This window comes from Tissierellales bacterium (genome assembly GCA_025210965.1).
Classification (GTDB): Bacteria; Bacillota; Clostridia; order Tissierellales; family JAOAQY01; genus JAOAQY01.
The window spans coordinates 33225-55572 of the sequence record JAOAQY010000046.1; the positions used below are offsets into that span (position 1 = coordinate 33225).

Annotated in this window: 26 protein-coding genes; 1 reads left to right on the forward strand and 25 read right to left on the reverse strand. The window is 33.1% G+C overall.

Features of this window, described 5'->3' with window-relative positions:
• Positions 1-107: 107 nt before the first annotated feature.
• Positions 108-551: a GNAT family N-acetyltransferase gene (locus tag N4A40_03410; protein ID MCT4660884.1), complete on the reverse strand. Its 444-nt coding sequence runs from the start codon at positions 549-551 to the stop codon at positions 108-110.
• A 131-nt stretch (positions 552-682) separates the two neighbouring features.
• Between N4A40_03410 and N4A40_03415 the strand changes: the two genes are divergently transcribed.
• Entirely contained in the window at positions 683-1090 is a 408-nt protein-coding gene (locus N4A40_03415) for a hypothetical protein (GenBank protein ID MCT4660885.1), read from the forward strand.
• Between the two features lie 71 nt (positions 1091-1161).
• On the opposite strand, the gene N4A40_03420 is transcribed toward N4A40_03415, so the two are convergent.
• From N4A40_03420 to N4A40_03535, 24 genes are all read right to left on the reverse strand, one after another.
• A complete protein-coding gene (locus N4A40_03420) occupies positions 1162-2286 on the reverse strand; it encodes an RtcB family protein (GenBank protein MCT4660886.1) in 1125 nt (374 codons plus the stop codon).
• A 135-nt stretch (positions 2287-2421) separates the two neighbouring features.
• Positions 2422-2922, reverse strand: a complete 501-nt coding sequence (locus N4A40_03425) for a flavin reductase family protein (GenBank protein ID MCT4660887.1) — start codon at positions 2920-2922, stop codon at positions 2422-2424.
• Between the two features lie 255 nt (positions 2923-3177).
• Positions 3178-3468 carry an ethanolamine utilization microcompartment protein EutM gene (gene eutM / locus N4A40_03430; protein MCT4660888.1) on the reverse strand — a complete coding sequence of 97 codons (291 nt, stop codon included), beginning with the start codon at positions 3466-3468 and terminating at the stop codon, positions 3178-3180.
• A 130-nt stretch (positions 3469-3598) separates the two neighbouring features.
• Positions 3599-4249, reverse strand: coding sequence for a phosphate propanoyltransferase (locus tag N4A40_03435; protein MCT4660889.1), 651 nt, complete (start codon positions 4247-4249; stop codon positions 3599-3601).
• Positions 4249-5847, reverse strand: a complete 1599-nt coding sequence (locus tag N4A40_03440; GenBank protein ID MCT4660890.1) for an acetaldehyde dehydrogenase (acetylating) — start codon at positions 5845-5847, stop codon at positions 4249-4251. The genes N4A40_03435 and N4A40_03440 overlap by 1 nt, the downstream gene beginning before the upstream one ends.
• 32 nt (positions 5848-5879) lie before the next feature.
• Entirely contained in the window at positions 5880-6542 is a 663-nt protein-coding gene (locus N4A40_03445; GenBank protein MCT4660891.1) for a BMC domain-containing protein, read from the reverse strand.
• Between the two features lie 19 nt (positions 6543-6561).
• Positions 6562-7221, reverse strand: a complete 660-nt coding sequence (locus tag N4A40_03450) for a cupin domain-containing protein (GenBank protein MCT4660892.1) — start codon at positions 7219-7221, stop codon at positions 6562-6564.
• A gap of 24 nt (positions 7222-7245) precedes the next feature.
• The gene (locus N4A40_03455; GenBank protein MCT4660893.1) at positions 7246-7509 is read right to left on the reverse strand and encodes a EutN/CcmL family microcompartment protein; all 264 of its coding nucleotides are present in this window, start codon (positions 7507-7509) and stop codon (positions 7246-7248) included.
• The gene (locus N4A40_03460; GenBank protein ID MCT4660894.1) at positions 7506-7808 is read right to left on the reverse strand and encodes a BMC domain-containing protein; all 303 of its coding nucleotides are present in this window, start codon (positions 7806-7808) and stop codon (positions 7506-7508) included. The genes N4A40_03455 and N4A40_03460 overlap by 4 nt, the downstream gene beginning before the upstream one ends.
• Positions 7809-7820: 12 nt before the next feature.
• Entirely contained in the window at positions 7821-8669 is an 849-nt protein-coding gene (gene eutJ / locus N4A40_03465; GenBank protein ID MCT4660895.1) for an ethanolamine utilization protein EutJ, read from the reverse strand.
• Positions 8651-9313: a hypothetical protein gene (locus N4A40_03470; GenBank protein ID MCT4660896.1), complete on the reverse strand. Its 663-nt coding sequence runs from the start codon at positions 9311-9313 to the stop codon at positions 8651-8653. Before N4A40_03470 ends, eutJ begins: the two co-directional genes overlap by 19 nt.
• 9 nt (positions 9314-9322) lie before the next feature.
• Positions 9323-9769, reverse strand: coding sequence for a EutP/PduV family microcompartment system protein (locus N4A40_03475; GenBank protein ID MCT4660897.1), 447 nt, complete (start codon positions 9767-9769; stop codon positions 9323-9325).
• Positions 9766-10119 carry a BMC domain-containing protein gene (locus N4A40_03480; protein ID MCT4660898.1) on the reverse strand — a complete coding sequence of 118 codons (354 nt, stop codon included), beginning with the start codon at positions 10117-10119 and terminating at the stop codon, positions 9766-9768. Before N4A40_03480 ends, N4A40_03475 begins: the two co-directional genes overlap by 4 nt.
• 37 nt (positions 10120-10156) lie before the next feature.
• Positions 10157-11110, reverse strand: coding sequence for a choline TMA-lyase-activating enzyme (cutD, locus tag N4A40_03485; protein MCT4660899.1), 954 nt, complete (start codon positions 11108-11110; stop codon positions 10157-10159).
• An 83-nt stretch (positions 11111-11193) separates the two neighbouring features.
• Positions 11194-13734 carry a choline trimethylamine-lyase gene (gene cutC, locus N4A40_03490; GenBank protein MCT4660900.1) on the reverse strand — a complete coding sequence of 847 codons (2541 nt, stop codon included), beginning with the start codon at positions 13732-13734 and terminating at the stop codon, positions 11194-11196.
• Positions 13735-13782: 48 nt separating this feature from the next.
• A complete protein-coding gene (locus N4A40_03495) occupies positions 13783-15249 on the reverse strand; it encodes an aldehyde dehydrogenase family protein (protein ID MCT4660901.1) in 1467 nt (488 codons plus the stop codon).
• A gap of 25 nt (positions 15250-15274) precedes the next feature.
• Positions 15275-15592 carry a BMC domain-containing protein gene (locus tag N4A40_03500; protein ID MCT4660902.1) on the reverse strand — a complete coding sequence of 106 codons (318 nt, stop codon included), beginning with the start codon at positions 15590-15592 and terminating at the stop codon, positions 15275-15277.
• A gap of 28 nt (positions 15593-15620) precedes the next feature.
• A complete protein-coding gene (locus N4A40_03505) occupies positions 15621-15917 on the reverse strand; it encodes a BMC domain-containing protein (GenBank protein MCT4660903.1) in 297 nt (98 codons plus the stop codon).
• A gap of 67 nt (positions 15918-15984) precedes the next feature.
• Positions 15985-16251, reverse strand: coding sequence for a hypothetical protein (locus tag N4A40_03510; protein MCT4660904.1), 267 nt, complete (start codon positions 16249-16251; stop codon positions 15985-15987).
• 5 nt (positions 16252-16256) lie between these two features.
• Positions 16257-17381: a hypothetical protein gene (locus tag N4A40_03515; protein MCT4660905.1), complete on the reverse strand. Its 1125-nt coding sequence runs from the start codon at positions 17379-17381 to the stop codon at positions 16257-16259.
• A 431-nt stretch (positions 17382-17812) separates the two neighbouring features.
• A complete protein-coding gene (locus N4A40_03520; GenBank protein ID MCT4660906.1) occupies positions 17813-18643 on the reverse strand; it encodes a MerR family transcriptional regulator in 831 nt (276 codons plus the stop codon).
• A 73-nt stretch (positions 18644-18716) separates the two neighbouring features.
• Entirely contained in the window at positions 18717-19859 is a 1143-nt protein-coding gene (locus N4A40_03525) for an iron-containing alcohol dehydrogenase (protein MCT4660907.1), read from the reverse strand.
• 189 nt (positions 19860-20048) lie between these two features.
• On the reverse strand, positions 20049-21965 hold the full coding sequence (locus N4A40_03530; protein MCT4660908.1) for a HAMP domain-containing histidine kinase: 1917 nt from the start codon (positions 21963-21965) through the stop codon (positions 20049-20051).
• Between the two features lie 119 nt (positions 21966-22084).
• A partial coding sequence (locus N4A40_03535; GenBank protein MCT4660909.1) for a hypothetical protein occupies positions 22085-22348 on the reverse strand: 264 nt, incomplete at its 5' end.

Genomic DNA, 22348 nt, shown 5'->3' on the forward strand with positions numbered 1-22348 from the left:
TTTTCACCCCTATTCGTTTTATTCTTACCCTTTTATTCAAAACTATATGCATATACAAAAAAGCACATTGCTATATTTCATTTGCAATGTGCTCTAAAAGTTAATCTCTAAACTTTGTATTCAAATATTAATTCACCATTCTCATCTTTTTCATTTATATATCTAAATCCTATACCTTCATACAATTTTCTTGCTATATAATTTTTTTCTATTATACTTAAATATAACGTATCTACTTTATATTCACTTGAAACTACATCTATCAATTTTAACATTGCTACCTTCCCAATTCCCTGCATTTGATGTTTCTTATCTATCATAATTCTATCAATCCATGTATATTTATTATTATCAAACGATCCATACATTGCAAATCCAACAACACATTCATTTACATATATGGCTAGTGGATGCCATTCCTTAGTTTCTTCTGCTTCTTTTAAACAATCCGCTACACTTTCTATAAAATCCAACTGATTTTCATTTAAAGATATTCTCATAACATCACTTCTATTATCATCATTTATATCTCTAAAATGCACGGTTTTCATTTTCTCACCATCTTTTATTATATTTTTGTTTAATGTTACTTTATATTTTTTATTAATATTTGTCAAGATTTGAATATTTTATTCAAAACTGATAAAATGATATTATATTTTATAAAGGAGTGAAGTGACAAATGTCTTCAACAGCATGGATTATAACAGGTAGTGTATTAGTAGCAACAGCAATTGGTGGTGTTGTTCTTTATCGTCATAGAAAGAAAAGTCTAGATACATTTTTCAATCAGGTATATATGCAATCTAAACAAATCCCTAAAAAGAAAAAAAATGGATTTCTATTATTGATGTTTAAAGAATCAGTATTATCATCTAAGAAAAAAGGTAAAGCAAAAGGAGATATGACTTCTTTTACTAACAAACTTCAAAATCCAAAATACTTAAATGTTCAATTGGTTCAAATGTCTTCAATACTTAGAGATCGTTCTAAAGTAAAAGACAAAAAAATGAAAAGAGCATTAGCTCTTTACGACAGCTACTTCCAATGGGAAAAGAAGCAACAAGCAGCTGCTGAAAAAGAAAAATAAAAAATTTAAAAATGGCTTACTCTAGTTCATTATTTACTTAGAGTAGACCATTTTTTATTTTTTAAAATTATTTATTTTACATTACTGGCTTTAAAATTGTATACTGGCTTTATGACATCTATCACTTCAACGCTTTCATCTATATTATTCAATATTTCTTCCATGCTTTTATATGCCATGGGACATTCATCTAATGTTCCTGTATTTATTGAAGTCGTATATACGCCTTTCATTTCTTTTTTATACTCGGATAAAGTAAATGTATTCTTGGTTTCAGATCTACTCATTATTCTACCCGCTCCGTGCGGCGCAGAATAATTCCAATCAGCATTTCCTTTTCCTCTACATATTAAACTACCATCTCTCATATTTATGGGGATCAATAATTTCTCCTCTAACTTAGCAGAAACTGCTCCCTTTCTTAAAATCATACTCTCAATATCTATATAATTGTGTATTGTAGTAAATTCATCAGCTATTTTAAATTTCATATTTTTTACTATCTCGCTAATCATAGCCCTTCTATTATAGTAAGCATACTCTTGTACTATTTTCATATCATGAATATAATCATCCATATGTTCGCCTTCTAGATACGCTAAATTTTTAGGAATATTTTCCATTGATTGACTTTCACTAGCATAATTACATGCTAAATTTTGATAATAGCATGCAACCTCATGTCCTAAATTTCTGCTACCAGAATGGATAGTCAAATAATACCTTTTACTACTATCTCTGCCTAATTCTATGAAATGATTTCCTCCACCTAAACTCCCTAAACTAAGCCTTGCTCTTTTCAAATTAATCGTTCCGTTCTTTAAGCATCTTAATTTATCAATATTTATGTTCTCGACATATTTATGTTCGTTCTCTCTAATATTGAATCCTGCCGGTATTTTTTGATATATCAGCTTATCTAATTTTTGTAGCTCTACATTCCTATTCTTTAACTCTATAGTTTCCATTCCACAGCCTATATCAACTCCTACTAAATTTGGAACTACCTTATCACCTATAGTCATTGTAGTCCCAATAGTTGAACCCATTCCAGCGTGTACATCTGGCATTATTCTAATCTTACTTTCCTCAATAAATTTTTGATCACAAAGTAATTTGATTTGGTCAACTGCATTTTCATCAATATTATCAGTATATACAATTGCTTTATTATATTTTCCTTCTATTGTTTTCATTTATATCTCCTATTTGTCTATTAAACTACCCCTATTATAAAAATCTCAGGGTTTTACGACTTTAAATTATAAAAAAATCCGCCACAAATTAATTCGCAGGCAGATTTTCCACTTTATTCTCTAATGTATTTAAATTTATTTAAAATACGCGCTTACAATTTCCCCATAATACATAGTGTGAAAATCATTGTCAGAATAGCTAGCGCTTCTTATTCCACTATCAATATTTCCTGGTTCCATAGCTTGTTTGTACACTATCTTACACTCAATATGCAAATCACATTCAGCAATTATAGGTGTATCAACTATCTCTGATTTTTCCAGACTAAGCCCAGCTTCGCTAATCTTATCCATATCTCTTCCCGATTTCGTGCCGCAGAAAATCAATTCTTTTTTCAAATCAACATTCACCGGAACACTCACTGTAAATGTATCACTTTTCTCTATTATAGAATATGTGTGTCTAGAATATCTGACAGGAACCATCATTATAGGTTTACCCCAAACATAACCAACACTTCCCCATCCGATAGTCATAGTATTTACCTCATCACCATTTTTAGCTGTCAAAAATGCACCTTTGACCAATTGATTCAACAAATCCTGCGACAATTCTTGAAATGTAACTTTTTTCATAGTAATCAGCTCCTTCCGATATTTAAACAACTCCTGCAAATCATACTATAACACAAAATGTGAAATTTATAACTACCAACTTCTTTTTTAATCATATATATCATATTAATCCCTTGTATATTTTTCTCGCGCTAATTTCAATACTTCCAATTACCTCAATTTTAACTAACTTCAGCTTATATTGCAAATAATTTTGCAATATAAAAAGCCAGTGTGATTTACAATAAAATCACACTGGCTTTCATATATATCAAATTATTTAGCTTCGTCTTTAACAGATGGAAGTACTACTTCTACCTCTGAGTGTGGACGTGGGATTACGTGTACTGAAACTAATTCTCCAACACGCTGTGCAGCTGCAGCACCTGCATCTGTAGCAGCCTTAACTGCTCCAACATCACCTCTAACCATAACTGTTACAAGGCCACCACCAATATACTCTTTACCTACTAAATAAACATTAGCAGCTTTAACCATAGCATCTGCCGCCTCTATTGAACCTATTAAACCTTTAGTTTCTATCATTCCCAATGCATCAAATTTCATTTTGAATTCCTCCTAATTAATTTTATTTTATATTTTAAATATATTAGACATTTTATCTAAATGTATTGCTTAACTTTATACTACTAAATACAGTCTTCTACTTAAATGCTACTTAACTACTACTTAACTACTACTTAACAATTTTTATTCTCGACTTAGGATTTAGCCCCATTGCATTGGCTTCTTCTATATCGAGATGACATTCAAGTGTTGACGTATCATTAGCTCTAATGGCAACATTATCATATGTGCCGCCCCTTAAACCATCAACCTTTATAGACACTATATCTCCATCATTTACATCTAAGCGCTTCGCATCTTGTATGTTCATGTGAATATGTCTTTGTGCTACTATAAGACCTTCATCTAGCTGAACAGCTCCTTTTAAACCAATAAGTGTAATCGACGCTGTATTTTTCAAATCACCAGACAATCTTGTATGCATTTTAGCTCCTAATTTTCTGCAATCACCAGCTAATACTTCAACCTGTGTCTTGCTTCTAACTGGACCTAGTACTCTAACTTTTTCAATAGCACCTTTAGGCCCGCATATTGTAACTAGCTCTTTACAAGCAAATTGACCTTTCTGAGATAAATCTTTTAATTTAGTAAGCTTATAACCCTCTCCAAAAAGACTCTCTAAATCAGACTGTGAAAGATGTATATGTCTATTTGATATTCCAACTGGAATTGCTGACTTATCTTCTACTTCTTCTGACTTAGCTTGATTATTCTTGGCAAATTCTAACAAAAGCTTAAATAGCTCTTCATAGTTTTCCATTAGCTTATCCCTTTCATGGCATTAACTATTTGACCTACTAAATCTAAAAGTTCTTCATTCTTTGCACTTTCATCTTTGCACTCTGAGTTAATACAGCACTGTGCATCATCCTTTGATTCTGCTAAAACTTTCTTAGCAGCAGTAGCAATTTCAGAAGGACTCATATTCATGAAGTTATTCTTACTTGCATTGCAATTTTCAAAAGTTTTAATTTTATTAAATGTTGGATCATTTGACGCCAAACTAGCACAGTCTTTTAATCCATAAGCTACTCTTTTAAGATTTATAAGATGTTTTGGTGTAACATTCTCTGATACTGAACTTCCACCCCAAGTACCACAACCTAATGTAAATGATGGGTTTAATCCAGTACTTGCACCTGTTCCACCTTGTGCTCCGCCAGTATTTACTAAAATACGTGAAGCTGGTTTCTTTGCAAATTTCTCAACTATTTCTCTACATTCAGTATGGATACTCATAGTATGACCTATTCCATTTTGTAATAATTCAATACTAAGTTCACAAGCTTCTTCCCAGTCATTTACTGTATAGAATGCAAGTACAGTAGTAAGTTTTTCATAAGATAATGGGTTTCCCTTGCCTACTCCTGATTGTTCTCCTATAAGAACCTTTGTCTCTGATGGAATAGTAAAACCTGCAGCATTTGCAATAACTTGAGCACTTCTACCTACAAATTTAGCATTCATTGCATTTCCATTTTTAAATAATAATTTGCAAACACTTTCTGTTTGCTCAGCTGTCATGAAATATCCACCTTGTTTTTTAAGTTCTGCCACGACAGCATCTTTATTACAATTCTCACAAATGATAGATTGTTCTGATGCACAGATAGTACCATTATCAAATGTCTTACTTGCAATAATATTTCTAACTGCTTTTTCTACATCAGCAGTTTTTTCTATATAAGCAGGCGAATTTCCAGCACCTACTCCAAGTGCAGGTTTTCCAGCACTATAAGCCGCTTTTACCATTCCAGGGCCACCAGTAGCTATTATTATCGATACTTCTTCGCATTTCATTAACTCATTTGTAGCCGCAAGTGATAACGTTGTTAATCCTGATATAATGTTTTCAGGTGCACCCGCTTCAACAGCTGCATCATGCATCAATTGAATAGCTTTCGTTGTACACTTAGCTGCTGCAGGATGTGGAGAAAATACTATGGCATTTCGTGATTTTATAGAAATCATGGCTTTAAATATCGCTGTCGACGTAGGATTTGTTGATGGTACTATTCCCATAACCAATCCTACTGGTTCTGCAATTTCTATAATTCCATTTGTCTTATCTTCACAAATAGTTCCAATAGTTTTCATATCTTTTATCGAATCATAAAGGATACCTGCTGCCATGTGATTTTTATACGTTTTATCTGCAACTTTACCAAATCCAGTTTCTTCTACCGCCATTTCCGCTAAACATACTGAATTTTCTTCTGCTACTCTAACCATATTTTGCAAAATTCTATCAATCTGCTCTTCACTATAATCCGCAATTTTATTTGCTGCTACCTTTCCAAGTCTAGCAATATTTCTAGCTTCTTGGATTGAACGCAAATCCTTATCAAAGTTTTCCATATATATACTTCCTTTCATAACCTAAAGAACAATTATTTTTTCTCATAATAAACTCTAAATTTTGAAATCAGAGTTTTCTTACCAGCCTTAGATATTGTCCTACCCTTTATAACAAAATCTTTATACTCACGAGCTAAATTTCTAAGTTTAACAACCTTTATTTTAGAAAGTGTATCAATAGCTTCTTCTAGACCTTTTGATTCAACTAAATTGTCTAAATCTTCTTTTTTGATATTTTCTAAATCTAAACTTAATTCGACTAGATCATTTTCTTTTTCAATATCTTGCTCGATTTCTGATTCACTTTTATCTTCTACCACTTGTAGAGCTTCTACTTCCAGCTCATTTAACTCTTTCTCCGATTCTATCTCAACAATCTTTTGTTCTTCGGGTAAATCTTCTATATTATTTGGCGTAATACTATCTTTCCCAACAAAATCATCTAATTCTTCATGTGGACGAGCTATAACATGACTTGAAATCAAGAGTGATCTATCTAATTTGTTTACAGCTGCTACACCTACATCAACAGCAGCTTTTACTGCACTTACATCACCTGTAATTATTATGCTTACAAGCCCTCCACCTACATAGGTTTTCTCTAGTATACTTACGTCTGCTGATTTTACCATCATATCTGCAGCTTCAATCGCTGCGAGTAATCCTTTTGTTTCAATTAAACCAATTGATTGCATAAATACATCCTCCTAGTCTTTATAAAAGATCAGGCCAATTTGCTGGATACGTTGCATAAAATACCCTCGCTTTATCTGGTGATCCCCAAATAACTTTTGATCCAGATGGTACAAATAAAACATCTCCCGGATGAGCTACATATTTATGTCCATTTATTTCAACTGTTAGAGTTCCTTCTATAACATAGTCAATTTCTTCATATGTCAATTCCCATTCAAAACTTGAATCTTCGATGTGCAAAAATCCAGCACTCATCTTTGATTCTTCCTTACTTACTAATTCTTGAAAATAAACTTTATTGTCTGGATTGCCTGTATCGAAATACTCCATATGAACGCTACTTCCTCTTACAACTTTCAGTCCGCTTTTATCCGTTTCGGCTGTAAAAGGTAATTTAGATTTCTCAAGACACCCAATCATTTCTTGCAATAACCCTTTATTCATTATAGTTTTAAATAGTTCTAGCATAGATTCTAAATCTAAATTTGACACGTCTGTTTTGTTAATAGGTTCTGATTTAATTATTGGATCAACTTTTTCGGTAGTCATAACTATTCCGCTAGCATTTGCAAGTTCTCTAGCTGATGGCGTAATTATTTCTGTTCCATCTAAATAAATAACTTTTTGCTCTTTTAATATTGACCCTTCAATATCCTTTGCACTAATCAATCTTTTCATTTTCTCACATCCTTTCAATATGTACTATCCAATGCTACAATCATCATCTATTATCCCAATAACTGCTGCATCTACTGGTGCTTCATCATTTCCTATCATTCGTCTAGCTGCAGAACCTGTACTTACTATAACTCTATCTCCAATTCCAGCGCTTATTATATCTACAACTACGAATCTACGACCCTTCTCCGCACCCTCTAATTCCTCTGCAAGCATAAATTTAAGTCCGCTTAGTCTATCATCTTTTCTAGTTGCCCAGATATTGTCTATCAACTTCGCTACGATCATTTCGATTTTACCTCTTTCATCTTTAATTTAATTTCATCAATTGCAGATTCAACAGAAGCTGTATCTCCAAATATTCCTAGCAAAACCATATGTTGAGGACAAGTTCCTCTTATGTCTTCAACGCTTACACCAACTGATTTCTCTGCGATATCCGATGCATAAATCATATCTATAAGTTTTCCTTGAACCAATCCTATAGCATCAATATCATCTAACTCTATATCATTAGTCTTTCCCATACGCCTTTTTAATATTTCCTTAGCTCCATGAGATGGAGATTTTATGATTCTATAATCCACAAAGCATTCCTCCTAATCATCGATGATATCTTGTGTACAGCTAAGAGCTATTCCTAGAGGTGTTGCAAACATAGGATTTTTAGGTTTGTGTGTGTATATTCCAGTTTGCTTAGCAATAATCTCCTCTATGCCTGTAAGACAACAAGTTCCTCCGACAAGAGATATCTCATTTACATCATGTCCCTTTATGTGATTATTTATAATACTAGATACTTTTTCTACAACAGGTCTTAATATGGGAAGTATCTCTCTATGATTTTCATTGTTTCGCTTGAATTTATCAGCTTCTTTAAATTCCATGCCATAAGCACCTGATATAACAAGTGAAAAATGAGTTCCTCCTGTAGGTTCATCCACTACTGATATGACTTTCCCATTCTTTAAAATTGATATACCTGTGGTTCCTCCTCCAATATCAACAACTGCTCCATTGTCTATCTTCAATAATTCGTTGGCTGCTGTTGGCTCGTCTAAAAGCTTCGTAAGTTCAAATCCCGCTGACTGAACTACATTTTTTATAGCTCCTGAATCTAATGCATCAGTTCCTGGGGGGATGGCTGCTGCTGCATACAACAATTCAGTTCCTAATTTTTCTTCAATTTTTTCTTTTAGCTCTCTGACAATTTGTACTGCACCTATATAATCAACCACCATGCCATCACGAACTACATCTGCATATCTATAAGCACCTGCAACTGGTTCATAATTTTCGTCTAATACGGCTAAAACAACACATGCAGTGCCTAAATCCACACCAGTATAATAAACTGATGAATCACTCTTTATAGGCTTATCTATAACTACTTCAAATCGTTTTATCATATCATCGCAATATTCAAATGTTAAACTATTATCTGACATTCTCTTCCTCCTACTGCCAATTTTATTAATTTCGATAAAGATTCAATAACATGATTTAATCTGCTTATAACTATGTTTTTTAAATCTTCTTCTTGGTAATCATAGGCTTCTATTATGTCAAATTTCATTTCTACCAAACTACAGTGAAGTATATTCATCTTCAAAATAGCATCGCTATTTTCTAATTGCATATGAAAATCCGTTATCTCAAAATCATCCAGCTCATTATAAATCTCATCTTCTGAAAAATTTAGAGCACTGATATTAACATATTTAGCGTCAGTTTCCACTATATATTTTAAATCCTTTATACGATGTCCTAGTTTGGAAATATTTTGAGCTAATGCAACATCTGCATTTACTATTTCACTACTTAAAAGCAAGCATTTTGCCTCTGTAGATTTCAATTTCAAGCAAATCTTTTTCTTTAAATTACTAACACCTAAAGCCCCTTCACTTTCAACTGCTTCCTCTAAAATCTCATTTGTATGGTTTTCCGTTTCTTTATCTACAAGCTTGATCTTTTTATCTGCTAGATATTGGATAGCTCCAGGTGTAAGACGCTGCCCTTCTTCTATGACATAGTTACTAAAGGTTTCTTTTCTATATAAATCTCTCAAATACTCTTCTGTAATAAATTTCATGATTGACATTTACACCTCGACTTTTCTAAATAAGTAATTATGAAGCTCTTCAAATCCTTCTTCTAATGGGAAACTAATATGAAAATACGGTTCTTCTACGCCTATATTTTTAAGCTGTTTCTTACACTTTTCTTTATTTTGTGGTGTTAGATCGCATTTAGTTATAACACCAACAACTGGACACTTAAATGATTTTGCAAACCCTGGAGAATACACCTCTTCACAATTAGATTGATCAATCAGTACTAGTACATACGATGCATCTTGTGCTATTGCTATTACATGTTTATACATCCATGGAATTTCAATATATGAACTAGGCACATCTATTGTATTTTCACCATAAATTAAATCTGGAATTCTCCTAAGTGGTCCATCATAATTATTTAATTTATTGACTATGGTAGTTTTACCTGATCTAGAAGGTCCAATAACCATTATTCGTTTTTTCTTCATGTTCTTGTAATAGGAGCTGGTGTAAATCCAAGTAAATTTTCCAAAGTATCATTGACTGCTCTAAGTGCTGTCTCAACACTTTGTACATCTCCACTTATAAGAACTGATCCAGTAAATCTATCCAAAAAACCAATTTCAACATCACATGTCTTAGTCGCTATATCTGCTGCAATTATAGCCGTTTCAAATGGTGACAATGTGAGTATTCCTATGGCACCAGTTTCCTCTACACCCAATCTTTCATATATATCTTTCATAGGTGCAGCTATGACGTGAGCTATCGTTATTTGCTTTCCCGGCACTGACTCCTGTACTATTCTTCCTATATTGTTGACAGAAAAATTTTCCATACTCCTTACCTTCCATCTCTTTATTTGACCCTATTAATTAGTGTCTTATTACCTTTGCAAATAAATCATATTTTTTTATCCACGATTCAATTCTATCCAAATCTTCTTTTGCAAGACTTGGATCTCCTTCTATTTGATACTCCATTCCAAGCTGTTTATACTTATTTACTCCCATCTTGTGGTATGGCAATAAATCAATACCTTTGAAATTTTTATACTCTTTATATTGAGACAAAAATTGCATAGTATTCTCGATCTCTTCCTGAGAATCATTTATATCTTTTAGCAATGGCATTCGAATCTTAACATTGTGTTTTTTGTTAAGCAGTTCTTCAAGATTTTCTAGTATTCTCTCATTGCGAACTCCAGTAAGTTCGTAGTGTTTATCTGAATCAAAATGCTTTATATCAAAGAGAAATAAATCAACAAATTCTGCAGCCTTTACTATTGTTTCTTTCTTTGTGTACCCACATGTTTCTATAGCAGTATTGATTCCTTCTTGCTTACAAGCCATGAGCAAGCTTATTGCAGCCTCAGGTTGCATCAATACTTCTCCTCCACTTAGGGTAACTCCTCCACCTGACATCTCATAGAACGTTCTGTCCTCTTCTATAATTTCTAGAAGTTCTGATATTGTCTTTTGTTCTCCAACTATAGATATAGCCGAGTTTACACAAGCCTCTTTACACTTTCCGCATCCTATACAATCTACACTGTGATCTACCTCATGTTTCAAAGTTTCGTTTGAAATTATATGTTTAGATACAGGACATGCTAATGCACAAGCTCCGCAGTTTTCACATAGATTAGTCTTAACCATAACTCTAGGCTTTTTCATTAATCCTTCTGGATTTGCACACCATTTACATCTGAGAGGACATCCTTGAAAAAACACTATAGTTCGAATTCCGTCACCATCATACATATTGTATTTCTGTATATTAAATATTGTTGCTTTTCGTTCAAGTATACCTAAGTTCTTATCACTCATATCACTATTCTCCCGTTTGTTACCTTCATAATTATGACTCCTCTGACCCATTTGGGTCAGAAAAGAGTCTATTAATATCAGTTTTAGAAATGATCTAACATAGTTCTACTGATGATTTCATCCTGAACATCCTTACACAACTCAACAAAGAATGCACTATAACCAGCAACTCTAACAATCAAATCTCTATATTGTTCTGGATGCTTTTGAGCTTCTATAAGAGTTTCATTGTCTAAATAGTTAAACTGAATTTCTCCAAGTTGAAGTGCACAAGCACTACGTAATAATGTTACAATTCCTTGCTCTCCCTCTGGAGTATCTAACAATCCTGAAATCAACTTAAAGTTGTGAACCATTCCTATATTCATATCTTCACAAGACATCTTTGAAACAGATTTTATAATAGCTGTTGGTCCTTTATAATCCGCACCTTGTGATGGACTAATTCCGTCTGATAATGGCATCCAAGCTTTACGTCCATTAGCAGTAGCTCCTGTCAATTGACCAAAAGGAGTATTGTTTGAAATAGACAATGTTCCGTGGCTAAGAACTGAGTACAATGTCTTGTACTGACGATGTTCTTGCTCTGTAAAGTTGATTAGGTCTGCTGCTATCAAATCTGCATAGTCATCATCATTGCCGTACTTTGGAGCATCTAAACAATCTTTTCTAAGCTTTTCATAACCAACAAAATCTGCTTTAAGAGCTTCATTCATTTCTTTTAATGTATATTTCTTATCTTCAAATACTAATTTTTTGATAGCTGCCATAGAGTCAGTATAAGTAGCTAATCCACTCCAGATTACACCAGGTCCGAAGTTGTACATAGCTCCACCAGCTTCTACTCCTCTAGCATTTTCCATACAACCCTCATACATCATTGACATAAGTGGTTTTGGAGCTAATTCTTTGTGTACTCTCTGAGAAATAACTGTGGCAACACTTGTCCACTTAGTAATATATTTTATTTGATCTTTTACTGCCGCTTCAAATTGCTCATATGTTTTAAACTGATCTAAATCTCCAGCATCTGGACAAACTGGTTTGCCATACCAAAGTGGTACACCGTGATTCATTGCAAGTTCTATACATATTGGCCACTGAGTATATCCTGTTGAAGTCCACTGATATAATCTACCTGCTTTTTGTGGTTCAACACAGCCCATCAAACAATAGTCTCTAGCATCTTCAATAGATACTCCTTTTGACAACATCATCTTTATGTGAACATCATCAAAGTGACAAGCTGGGAATCCCATTCCTGATTTGATAACTTCTACGATTTTCTTAAGGTATTCCTTTGGAGATGATTTGTGAATTCTACAAGCTAATGATGGCTGATAAATTTTCACATGACGAACCGCATCCATAAGCAAGTAAGTTAATTCATTAGTAGCATCTCTACCTTCTCTAGTAACTCCACCCACACACATATTTACAAATGGTTGGTATCCTGCAAAGAATTTTGATGCATCTTCACTAGTAAGCCACATCATTTCCGACATCTTTACAAGCATACAACTAGCTAATTCAAATGCTTCATACTCACTCATTCTACCTGACTCAAGGTCAGCTTTATATAGAGGATACATGTACTGGTCAACTCTACCGATAGACATTCCCGTTTGATTCTCTTCAACAACTAAAAGAGACTCTATAGTCCATACAGATTGTATCGCTTCCCAGAAATTACTTGGCTTATGTGCTGGTACTCTAGCATTTACTTCTGAAATTTTCAAAAGCTCAGCTTTTCTTTTAGGGTTTATTTCCTTTGCTGCCAATTCAGCTGCATAATCAGACATACGCTTTGCATATATCATAACCCCTTCTGCTGTATCTATTAATGATTTATAGAAATAAATTTTCTCTATATCATCTGGATTTTCGTAGCTAAGGTTCGCTAAATGCTCATTAGCTTCACTTATAATATCTAGCATACCTTTTTTCATAAGAATTACATCGTAACCTGGATTTGAATCTCCACCACCATTTACTGCATGGTATGAACAATCAGATACAAATGACTCTCCCGATAATTCCCAAACACCAGCTTCTCTATATTGATCTTCGCAATATTCATCAACTGATTTACCTTTCCAATATGGAAAGATCTCATCTCTTAAAACTTTTTTGTCTTCTTCTGAAATATAGAATGGATCTTGAGGACGAGTTGCTATAGTTTCAAGCTCATCTGACAACCATCTCCAAGCTATATCTGGTGAAAATGATCCAGCACGAGGCTTACCATTTGGAGCACCTACTATTAATTCGTGATCTTGAATTACTAGTGGAGCATTTTCACAACAATATTTAAAACATTTCCCGCGCAATAATGCCTTTGGCATTCCAGGATTTTCTTTAGACATTTTTGTAATAGCTTTAGCTCTGTGAATAGTTATAGATGGTACATGCTTTAAATAATTTTCTTTTATCTTAACTAAACGATCTGTAAGACCAGTTGGTACCTTTCCATCATTCTCACAATCAACACATTCTGTATGAGTTTCTTCTTTTGTTATTTCTTTTGAAACACTTTGAAACATCTTCATCAAACTAGCTCTTTCTGCTTCAGACATATTCTCAGTAGCTTCCATAAATTTAGCTGAAAATTCACTAATATCCACGTTATTACCTCACATTCTTTCTTAATATTTCACATTTATGTGATAGTTCTATTTTTCCAATATTTTTTTCAATATATCTTCTAGTAACTTGTAATTATCTTTCTCCGCTGATTTATCGGCAATCTCCGATGTAAATGCTTCTTTACCAAACATATCCGCAACGCCTCTGATTTCGTATCCAACTTTTCTGATATAAATCAAATTCATCGGTGATACATTATCTGATGTCATTCCTTTTCCTGCTGATCCACTCCCAAGAGTCATTGAAGGAAATAAGTTGGTTGTTCCACCCATACTTCCAAATGTCCCTGGCGTATTTACAAGAATTCTTCCAACTGGTTTTTTTATTGCAAATTGTCGAATTACATCCTCATCTTTAGAATGAATTATAAGTGTATGTCCATATTTTTCTGTAAGCAATAACTCTATACATTTTTCACAAGCATGCATCCAGTCATCTTCTATATAAAATGCTAGTACTGGTGATAATTTTTCCTTTGAATAAAAATTATCTTTAGATACGTATTTTTGTTTAGAAATCAATATTTTCGTATTATCTTTTACAGAAAATCCAGCTCTCTTTGACAAAAATTGAGGTGTTTTTCCAATCATATCTAAATCCAAACTACCATCTTTATTCGTTAGGACTTTAGCTAATTTCTCCGCTTCATCTTCACTCATAAAATATGCGCCCTTATTTAAAAACTCGATTTCAACTTCTTTTGCAATACTGCTATCTACGACAACTGCTTGCTCTGCAGCAGATACAACTCCATTATCAAAACTTTTACTGCAAACTATATCATCAACTGCCTTGACTACATCTGCAGTACGTTCTATAAATGCGGGTCCATTTCCATTTCCACCATAAATCACAGGCTTTCCTGATTTATATGAATCTTTTAACATCTCTGAAACTCCAGTATTCATGATAAGAGCTGTGTTTTTATGATTCATAAGTTCTATTGAACCACTTTTACTTATCGTATGAAGATATGCAAGGGCACCTTCTGGTAATCCAACTCCCTCAGCTGCTCTTATTAGTATTTCAAGCGCTCTTTTCACTACATTTTGCGATCTCTTATGAGGTGAAAATACAATTGCATTTCCTGATTTTATCGCTATAAGTGATTTATATATAGTAGTAGATACTGGATTAGTCGGTGCACAAAATGCAACAATTACTCCCATCGGAACACCTATACTAAGTGTTTTACCTATATCATCTTCATCTATAACCCCAACACATTTCATTGATTTCAATCTATCATTGAGATACTTGCAAACAAATTTATTTTTTATATACTTATCTTCAACTTTCCCATACTCTGTTTCCTCAGCCGATAGCTCAGATAATTCTTTCAAATGCTTTTGTATTTCTTCAATCATTCTTGCAACAATTTCATCAAGTTTTTCTTGAGGAAATGTAGATAATTTCTGCTGTGCTTCATGAGCATTTTCAATTAGAATTCTTGCTTCTTGCATAGAGAGTAAATCATTATCTATAATTTTCATTTCACTCTCTCCTTTTCATAAAAGTTTAACCTTCTTGAGTTGGTATTAAGTTTTCTATAGCATAACGCTTTATGATTTTTTCTAAGTCTTCATGTGGTCTTGGAATGACAACTGAACTGTATAAATTGCCACCTTCCATTCCATTAACTGCTGCAACCCCAGCTTCTACCGCTGTTTTACAAGCTCCAACATCCCCACGTACTAACACAGAAATATAACCAGATGCAACATTTTCATATCCCACTAGTTCTACATTTGATGCTTTACACATAGCATCTGCAGCTTCTAATGCAAATACTAAACCAAATGTTTCTATTAATCCTATAGCTTCATATCTAGCCATATGTATATCATTCCCCTCTCTTTTCTATCTACAAATCAATATCGTGAACTGAAACTATATCTCCAACTTCACTAATAGGTCGTGGCATAACATTGCTAGCTGTCAATGTTCCTATCGCAGCCGCTGCTGCTGCTCCAGCTTCAACTGCTGACTTTACTGCTCCAACATCACCTTTCACCATAATAGTTACAAGTGTCGACCCTATATTTTCATATGAAATCAATTCTACATTGGCTGCTTTTAACATTTTATCCGCTGCCTCTAATGCTGGAACCAAACCAACAGTTTCTATAAGACCTAATGCCTCATTTCCGTAATATCTCACAAGAAATCCTCCTCCCAAATTCTGATATTCAAGATTCCCCTCACTTCTAAGAGGGGAATCCCATGTTTTAGTCTCTAATATATTTATTTATTATCTCTGCTCCTTCTGCATGAGCATGATAGTAAACTACTAATTCGTCATTCTTATTTAATTCGAATCCAGTTTCTTCAAGAAGACCATTTGCCTCCGCAGTCATTAACGCATTCATTACGTCTTTTTTATTAAGTGCTTTGAACGAACTGTATTCTTTGTTTAGTGCTATAATGACATCTTCTGCACTTGCCTCATCAACTTTTGTAAAATGTTTTAATATTGCATAATTAAGTGGTTTCATATATTCTATGCCTCCTCTGAATTTCTTTTTAAAAGATCAAATGGATTCATTGATATAGTTAAAATACCAAACATCATTATCACTGCTCCAACCCAAACAACTGGTGGTAATGACCAACCTTCTTGTCCACCATATACGCCTAATAACAATAAGCAGAATAATGGTCCAAAGAATGAGTACGTACCATTACAAGCTGTTCCAAGACCAGCTCCACACATACTGTTTCCAGCATACCAAGTCATAAATGTCATAACTGAAAGCAATCCACTTAATGCAAACCAGATCATAGCTGGACCTGATGTAAATGCTTGAGTAGCTAAATCTATTGATATATCAATTCCACCTGCAAAAATTCCAAATATAGGTACCAATATAAATAAGTTAGCTATACCTGATGTTACCTGACGAATACAAATACCAATTTCTGGATCTACCATAACAGAACCATATCCAGCAACACATCCTTCAAATCCCCAACCAAGAGCTGCTAATATTGCAATTCCTATACCAAGGAACATAGTTGGTGAAGTTTCTCCGCCAGTAAAACCTGTACTTCCTATAAGGAAACTTGCACTAACACATATAAATATTCCAACTGCCATTCTTTTATTGATTTCTTGATTGTAAAGTATCTTTCCAAGAATAGCTGCTATTGCAGGGCAAAGTGCCGATATTGGAACTACTATAGATCCCGCCATTTGAAGCGCTATTACATATGCTGTTCCCGCAACTGGCCCACCTATAAGTGCCGCAACCATTATAATTCTTCCTGGTTTACTATTTAAGCATCTTACAAAATCGCCAAATTTTCCTTTTTTAAGTGCATATAACAATGCCCACACAGCACTACATGTATCATTTATAGCATTGCCAAGTGCCGCTAATACGTATGCAATTACAAAAGCTGATAATCCAGCTGTATTAGCACCATACCAATCTCCCCAAACACCTTTTGTCATCCCCATAGTCAAACATGCAGTCCAGATTCCATATGTCACACCTGAAAATAATGCAAGAGATATTCCTTTCTTCATAAAGCCGCTTGATAATTTCTTTTTGGCAGCTATAGCTTGTGAACTTGGTTTATGTCTATTCCTCCCTAGCTTCACAGCATTTGAATTTTCACTCATAAAATAAAACCCCTTCCCTCTTTTTTATTTTTATAATTTAATAAATAATGCCTAGATTGATAATTATTAAGTTTTGTGATTGTAAGTTGATTTATATTCATACTTGAGTGAAAACTAATCGATTCCATCTCAATATTTGCCTTTGTAAACAAGATTATATCGTTTGCCCTATAGAGGAAGGTCAACACAATTTCCAAAATGAATTCTTAAAATTTCCCTAAATTATTTTTTTGCAAACAAAAAAGCATATTTGAATCAACTCAAAACACCTTCATAAATAATTTAAATGAATATGTTATCGTTTGATTCAAATATGCTCATCTTATTTTCTATCTCTTATTATTTCCCCGAATATTCCAAAAACATTTTTTTTCTAAAATTTTAAATAAATTCTATAAAAACCCTCCCCCTAGGGGAAGGGTTTCCAAATATCAGTTTTTTCGTTTTACTCCGATTAAAATCTCAGTAACAAATTTATCTGAACTTTTAGTCGTCCAATAATCAGTCACATACCTCTCATATGATTCATTAGAACAAACATAACCTCTTTCTTCTGTCCATTCTACTATTTTCTTATAAGTATCTCCTATCGTGTCATGCGTTCCAATATGATAGCACGATGCAACCATACATCCCTTTAATTCAACACATTTGCTCTCTTCACACTTCAAAATAGCTTGCTGCATAATGCGTACTTTCTCACACTTTCCATCTATTTTATCTCTAAATGATGAAAAATTAAGAATTACTGGCCCTGTTATAGCATTGTTGATAGACTCAACGTAATTATTGAATTCTAAATTAATTATAGACTCCATATAATCATAATTAAAATCCTGCTCTAAATATATCAACTTGCAATCGTTTATATACTTTATAGCTACATCACAAACATTATTTTCAATAACCATTTGCGCTTCAACTATAAGATCATACCAATCTTTAAGCGATCGTCTTTTTAAATTTATCTCTCTATCAAGCTCAGTCAATTCATCTATTTTTCTTCTAAAACTCTTATCTAAAAAGTCATAATTAGCACCTTCTAGAAACTCTTTCATTTCATCTAATTTAAATCCACTTTGTTTATAGTATTTTATTATTGGTACTGACAATAAGTTCTTTTTGCTATAATACCTATAACCACTACCACCTGCTACTTTTTCTGGTGACAATATTCCTACCTTGTCATAATATCTGAGTGCCTTTTTTGTCACTTTACATATTTCTCCTACTTTCCCGATCGAATACAGCTCATCTCCCATATCAACAAAACCCCTTTTGTTTATATTTTACAAACCCAAAAAATCACTCATTGCTGAGTGATTCAAAACATAGTTAGCCTAAAATTTTGTTCATTATTTCAAGCAAATCCGTTCTTTTAGCTATTCTTGGATTCACTTCTGTACATATATCTTTAAGTGCTGCATCTATCATTTCTTCTTTAGCTGCATTAGCCATATCTTCATCAATACCATGTTCTTTAAACGTTTTTGGAATCATCAATTTGCATTGAAGTTCTTTTATAGCTTTTATTAAATTGCTAACACCAATATGGACATTAGGTGCATGTAAATTTAATAATTTAGCTATTCTCTGATATTTCTTTGCTTGTACTTCACATTTCGAATTGAAACTACTCATATCTAGGTTAGCATTAAATTCAATTACATGTGGAAGTATAATAGCATTGCTTCTTCCATGAGCAACATGCAATTTCCCACCAATTGCATGAGCCAAGCTATGCGTTATTCCAAGCCCCGCTGCATTAAATGCCATCCCAGCTAAACAAGATGCATTGTGCAATCTCTCTCTTGCTAAATCATCATCGCCATTTTCATATGCTTTAGGCAAAAATCTAAACGCCATAGTAACGGCTTTTTCTGCAAGCGCATCAGAAAAATCAGTTGCATTAGTTGATACATATGCCTCTAGTGCATGAGTTATTACATCCATCCCAGTATCTGCTGTTATAGATTTTGGAACGCTTTTCACCAACTCTGGATCTAAAATAGCAACACTTGGCAAAAGCTCTTTATTCGCAAGTGCATATTTAAGATTCTCTTCTTTATTTGTTATAACCGCATACTCAGTTACTTCTGATCCGGTTCCACTCGTAGTAGGAATCGCATAAAAATCATCAATAATTAATTCTTCACCTAATGTTTGCTTTGCATACTCTCTAATTGCCTTTGCTCCATCTATAGAAGAACCTCCACCTAAAGCAATCATAACCTCTGCCTTGCATTCTTTTAGTACTTGAATACCAGCTGCTACAACTTCAACAGATGGATCTGGTACTATATCACTAAAAACAGTAACATGACAATTTTCCAATTTTTCTTTGATTTTATCAGCTATCCCTGATGTTTCCATAAATTTATCGCAAACAATAAGAACGCTTTTCTCCTTGATAGATTTTAATCTATCTAAAGAACCTTTTCCAAAAAAGATACTAGTATTGATACTAAATTCATTCATCACAATCTCTCCAATCATAAAATTTAAAGAGATGCAAATCAACTAGTTTCAATAAATACAAATATAAAACAATCTACAATCACAAAAATATACATAAATTAAAACAAAAATTCATGTCAATCTCAACTAGGTGCATTATACCAACATTATATAAATAATACAATAATATTTTCAAATACTTAGCCGAATTTATACATATTTATCGCTTTGATTAGGAAATACTATTTCAAATTTTGTATATTCATTTACTGAACTTTGGCAACTGATTGTTCCATTAAGTCTTCTATTAACTAGGTTGTAAACTATATTAAGTCCCAATCCCGATCCACCTTTATTTCTCTTCGTTGTAAAAAACGGATCATAAATCTTTTTGAGTTCCGTTTTAGATATACCCACGCCATCATCAATATAAATTATACTTATACTTGGACCTTTTATATGCTTATAATCCTGCCAATTTCTTTTTATATCTATTTGTATCGTTCCTTCATCTCTACCATCAAATCCATGTTTCAATGAATTCATTACCAAATTAAGTATTATTTGATAAAGAGCTCCTGTATAACAATTTATATTTATCTCTTCCTTTGAATTAATAGTTATTTTAATATTTTTTTGTTTGAGTTCACTATTTAAACTACTGATTATATTTTTAATATATCTACCTAATTCTATATCCCTCTCCTCATCGACTGTTTGATCAACTGCAACTTGCTTAAAGTTTCGTATTAGCTCAGAAGCTCTCTCCATTGTTGATTCCATAAGCTCAGAACTATGATTTATCTTAGCTAGAGTTTCCTTCAGCGATTTTTGTGATAGTGTGCGCTCCTCAAGCTTTTTATTTAACTTATTTGTTTCTTTAGTTATCAAAGACGAAAGTGAAACCCCAATTCCAAGAGGAGTATTTACCTCATGTGCTACTCCAGCGACCAGTCGTCCCAATGAAGCCATCTTTTCAGACTCCATAAGCTGAGTTTGAGTTACAACTATTCTACTTGTTTGAACATATATTTGACGTCTCAATATATAAACATATATCATTAGCAACACTAATACTCCCAAGCTTACATTTATAACTATTTCATGGCGTTTATAAAATGATATTGGTTCATTAATTATGATGCTTTCATTAGGCAATAAATCTGTATTGTAATTAAATTTTTTAATAACATTATAATCAAAATAATACCTGTTAAAGCTTTCATCAATTATGAATCTATCTCCACTTATAGATCCATTTTCTACATATTCATTAACCATTCTAGCAACTCTCTGCCCCTGTGTATAACCTTCAACAAATTTACCTCCAACACTTCCCTCACCAAACCCAAATGAAAATATTCCAAAAACAGGAACACTTGAACTCTCAATTAATCTTCGCGCTGTATAGTCGAGTGGATATGTAGATCCATCTTTATCAATCACAAAATATGACTGTATTACTATACTATTTTTCAAATCCAATCGCTTTACAAATTCTACTATTTCTTCAAATGACCGTTCTTCCACCACTTTGAAATTTATGGTATCTTTCAAATATTCCATATCAGAATAAGCATCTTTCTTAGTTGCTCTCCCAGTTATAGAATCATCAACCACTAAATATACATTTTTCAAATTACTATTTAATTTCATAGCAATCTCAACTGTTTGCGATATAGAGTGCTTTTCAACTACACCATAAAAATTATCTGCCCCCGATAAATCATGAGTTGCTAAAGTATTTACTCCGCAAAAAAACACCGGAGTTTTATCAAATAGTTCATCCCTATATTTCAATAAAAATTTAAGTGCATTATCATCTGCTGCAATTATTATTTCAAATTCATCCTTATCATACTTAACCTTATAAAGCTTAACTAACTCTTCCATATAAGCATCAGTACTTATATTTTTGGTATCCATGTGCTCTATTCGAAAATGATATTCAGCTTTACCCTCATCTAGCATCTCTTTTACACCTTGTTTGGTATCATTGCTCCACTCATATCCATCATGATAAGAATTTAACAATAAGACATCCACCAAATCATTTTCAGCTTGAACATTTTTACATAAACTAATAAGCAGAATAATACAAATCATAGTAATACAAATTTTTTTCATATACATACCTCCAGCTATAGTTTATGTATACCCATTTCACATAACATACTCCCACTACTAAAAAGTTGAACATTTATAATTTTCAAAGTCATATATTTTACAAATACGATTATTTTATACTAAATGTTCAATTTTCTAATTCCTTGAATTGCTCCAACACTTAGCAATAATATTGAAAATGGTAATGCCCATCTAGCAATTACCAAAAAAGCCGTTGCAACCCCTCCAAAAACGCTTACCCATAAAATTACAAATGTTGGTGCACAACATGCAAAACCAGATAGAAACGCTGGCAACATTGCTATTACCCTACTTTTTTTAGAACCGATATCACATATTTTAGGCTTTTTAATACTTATAATCAAAAGACTTATGTTAATAAA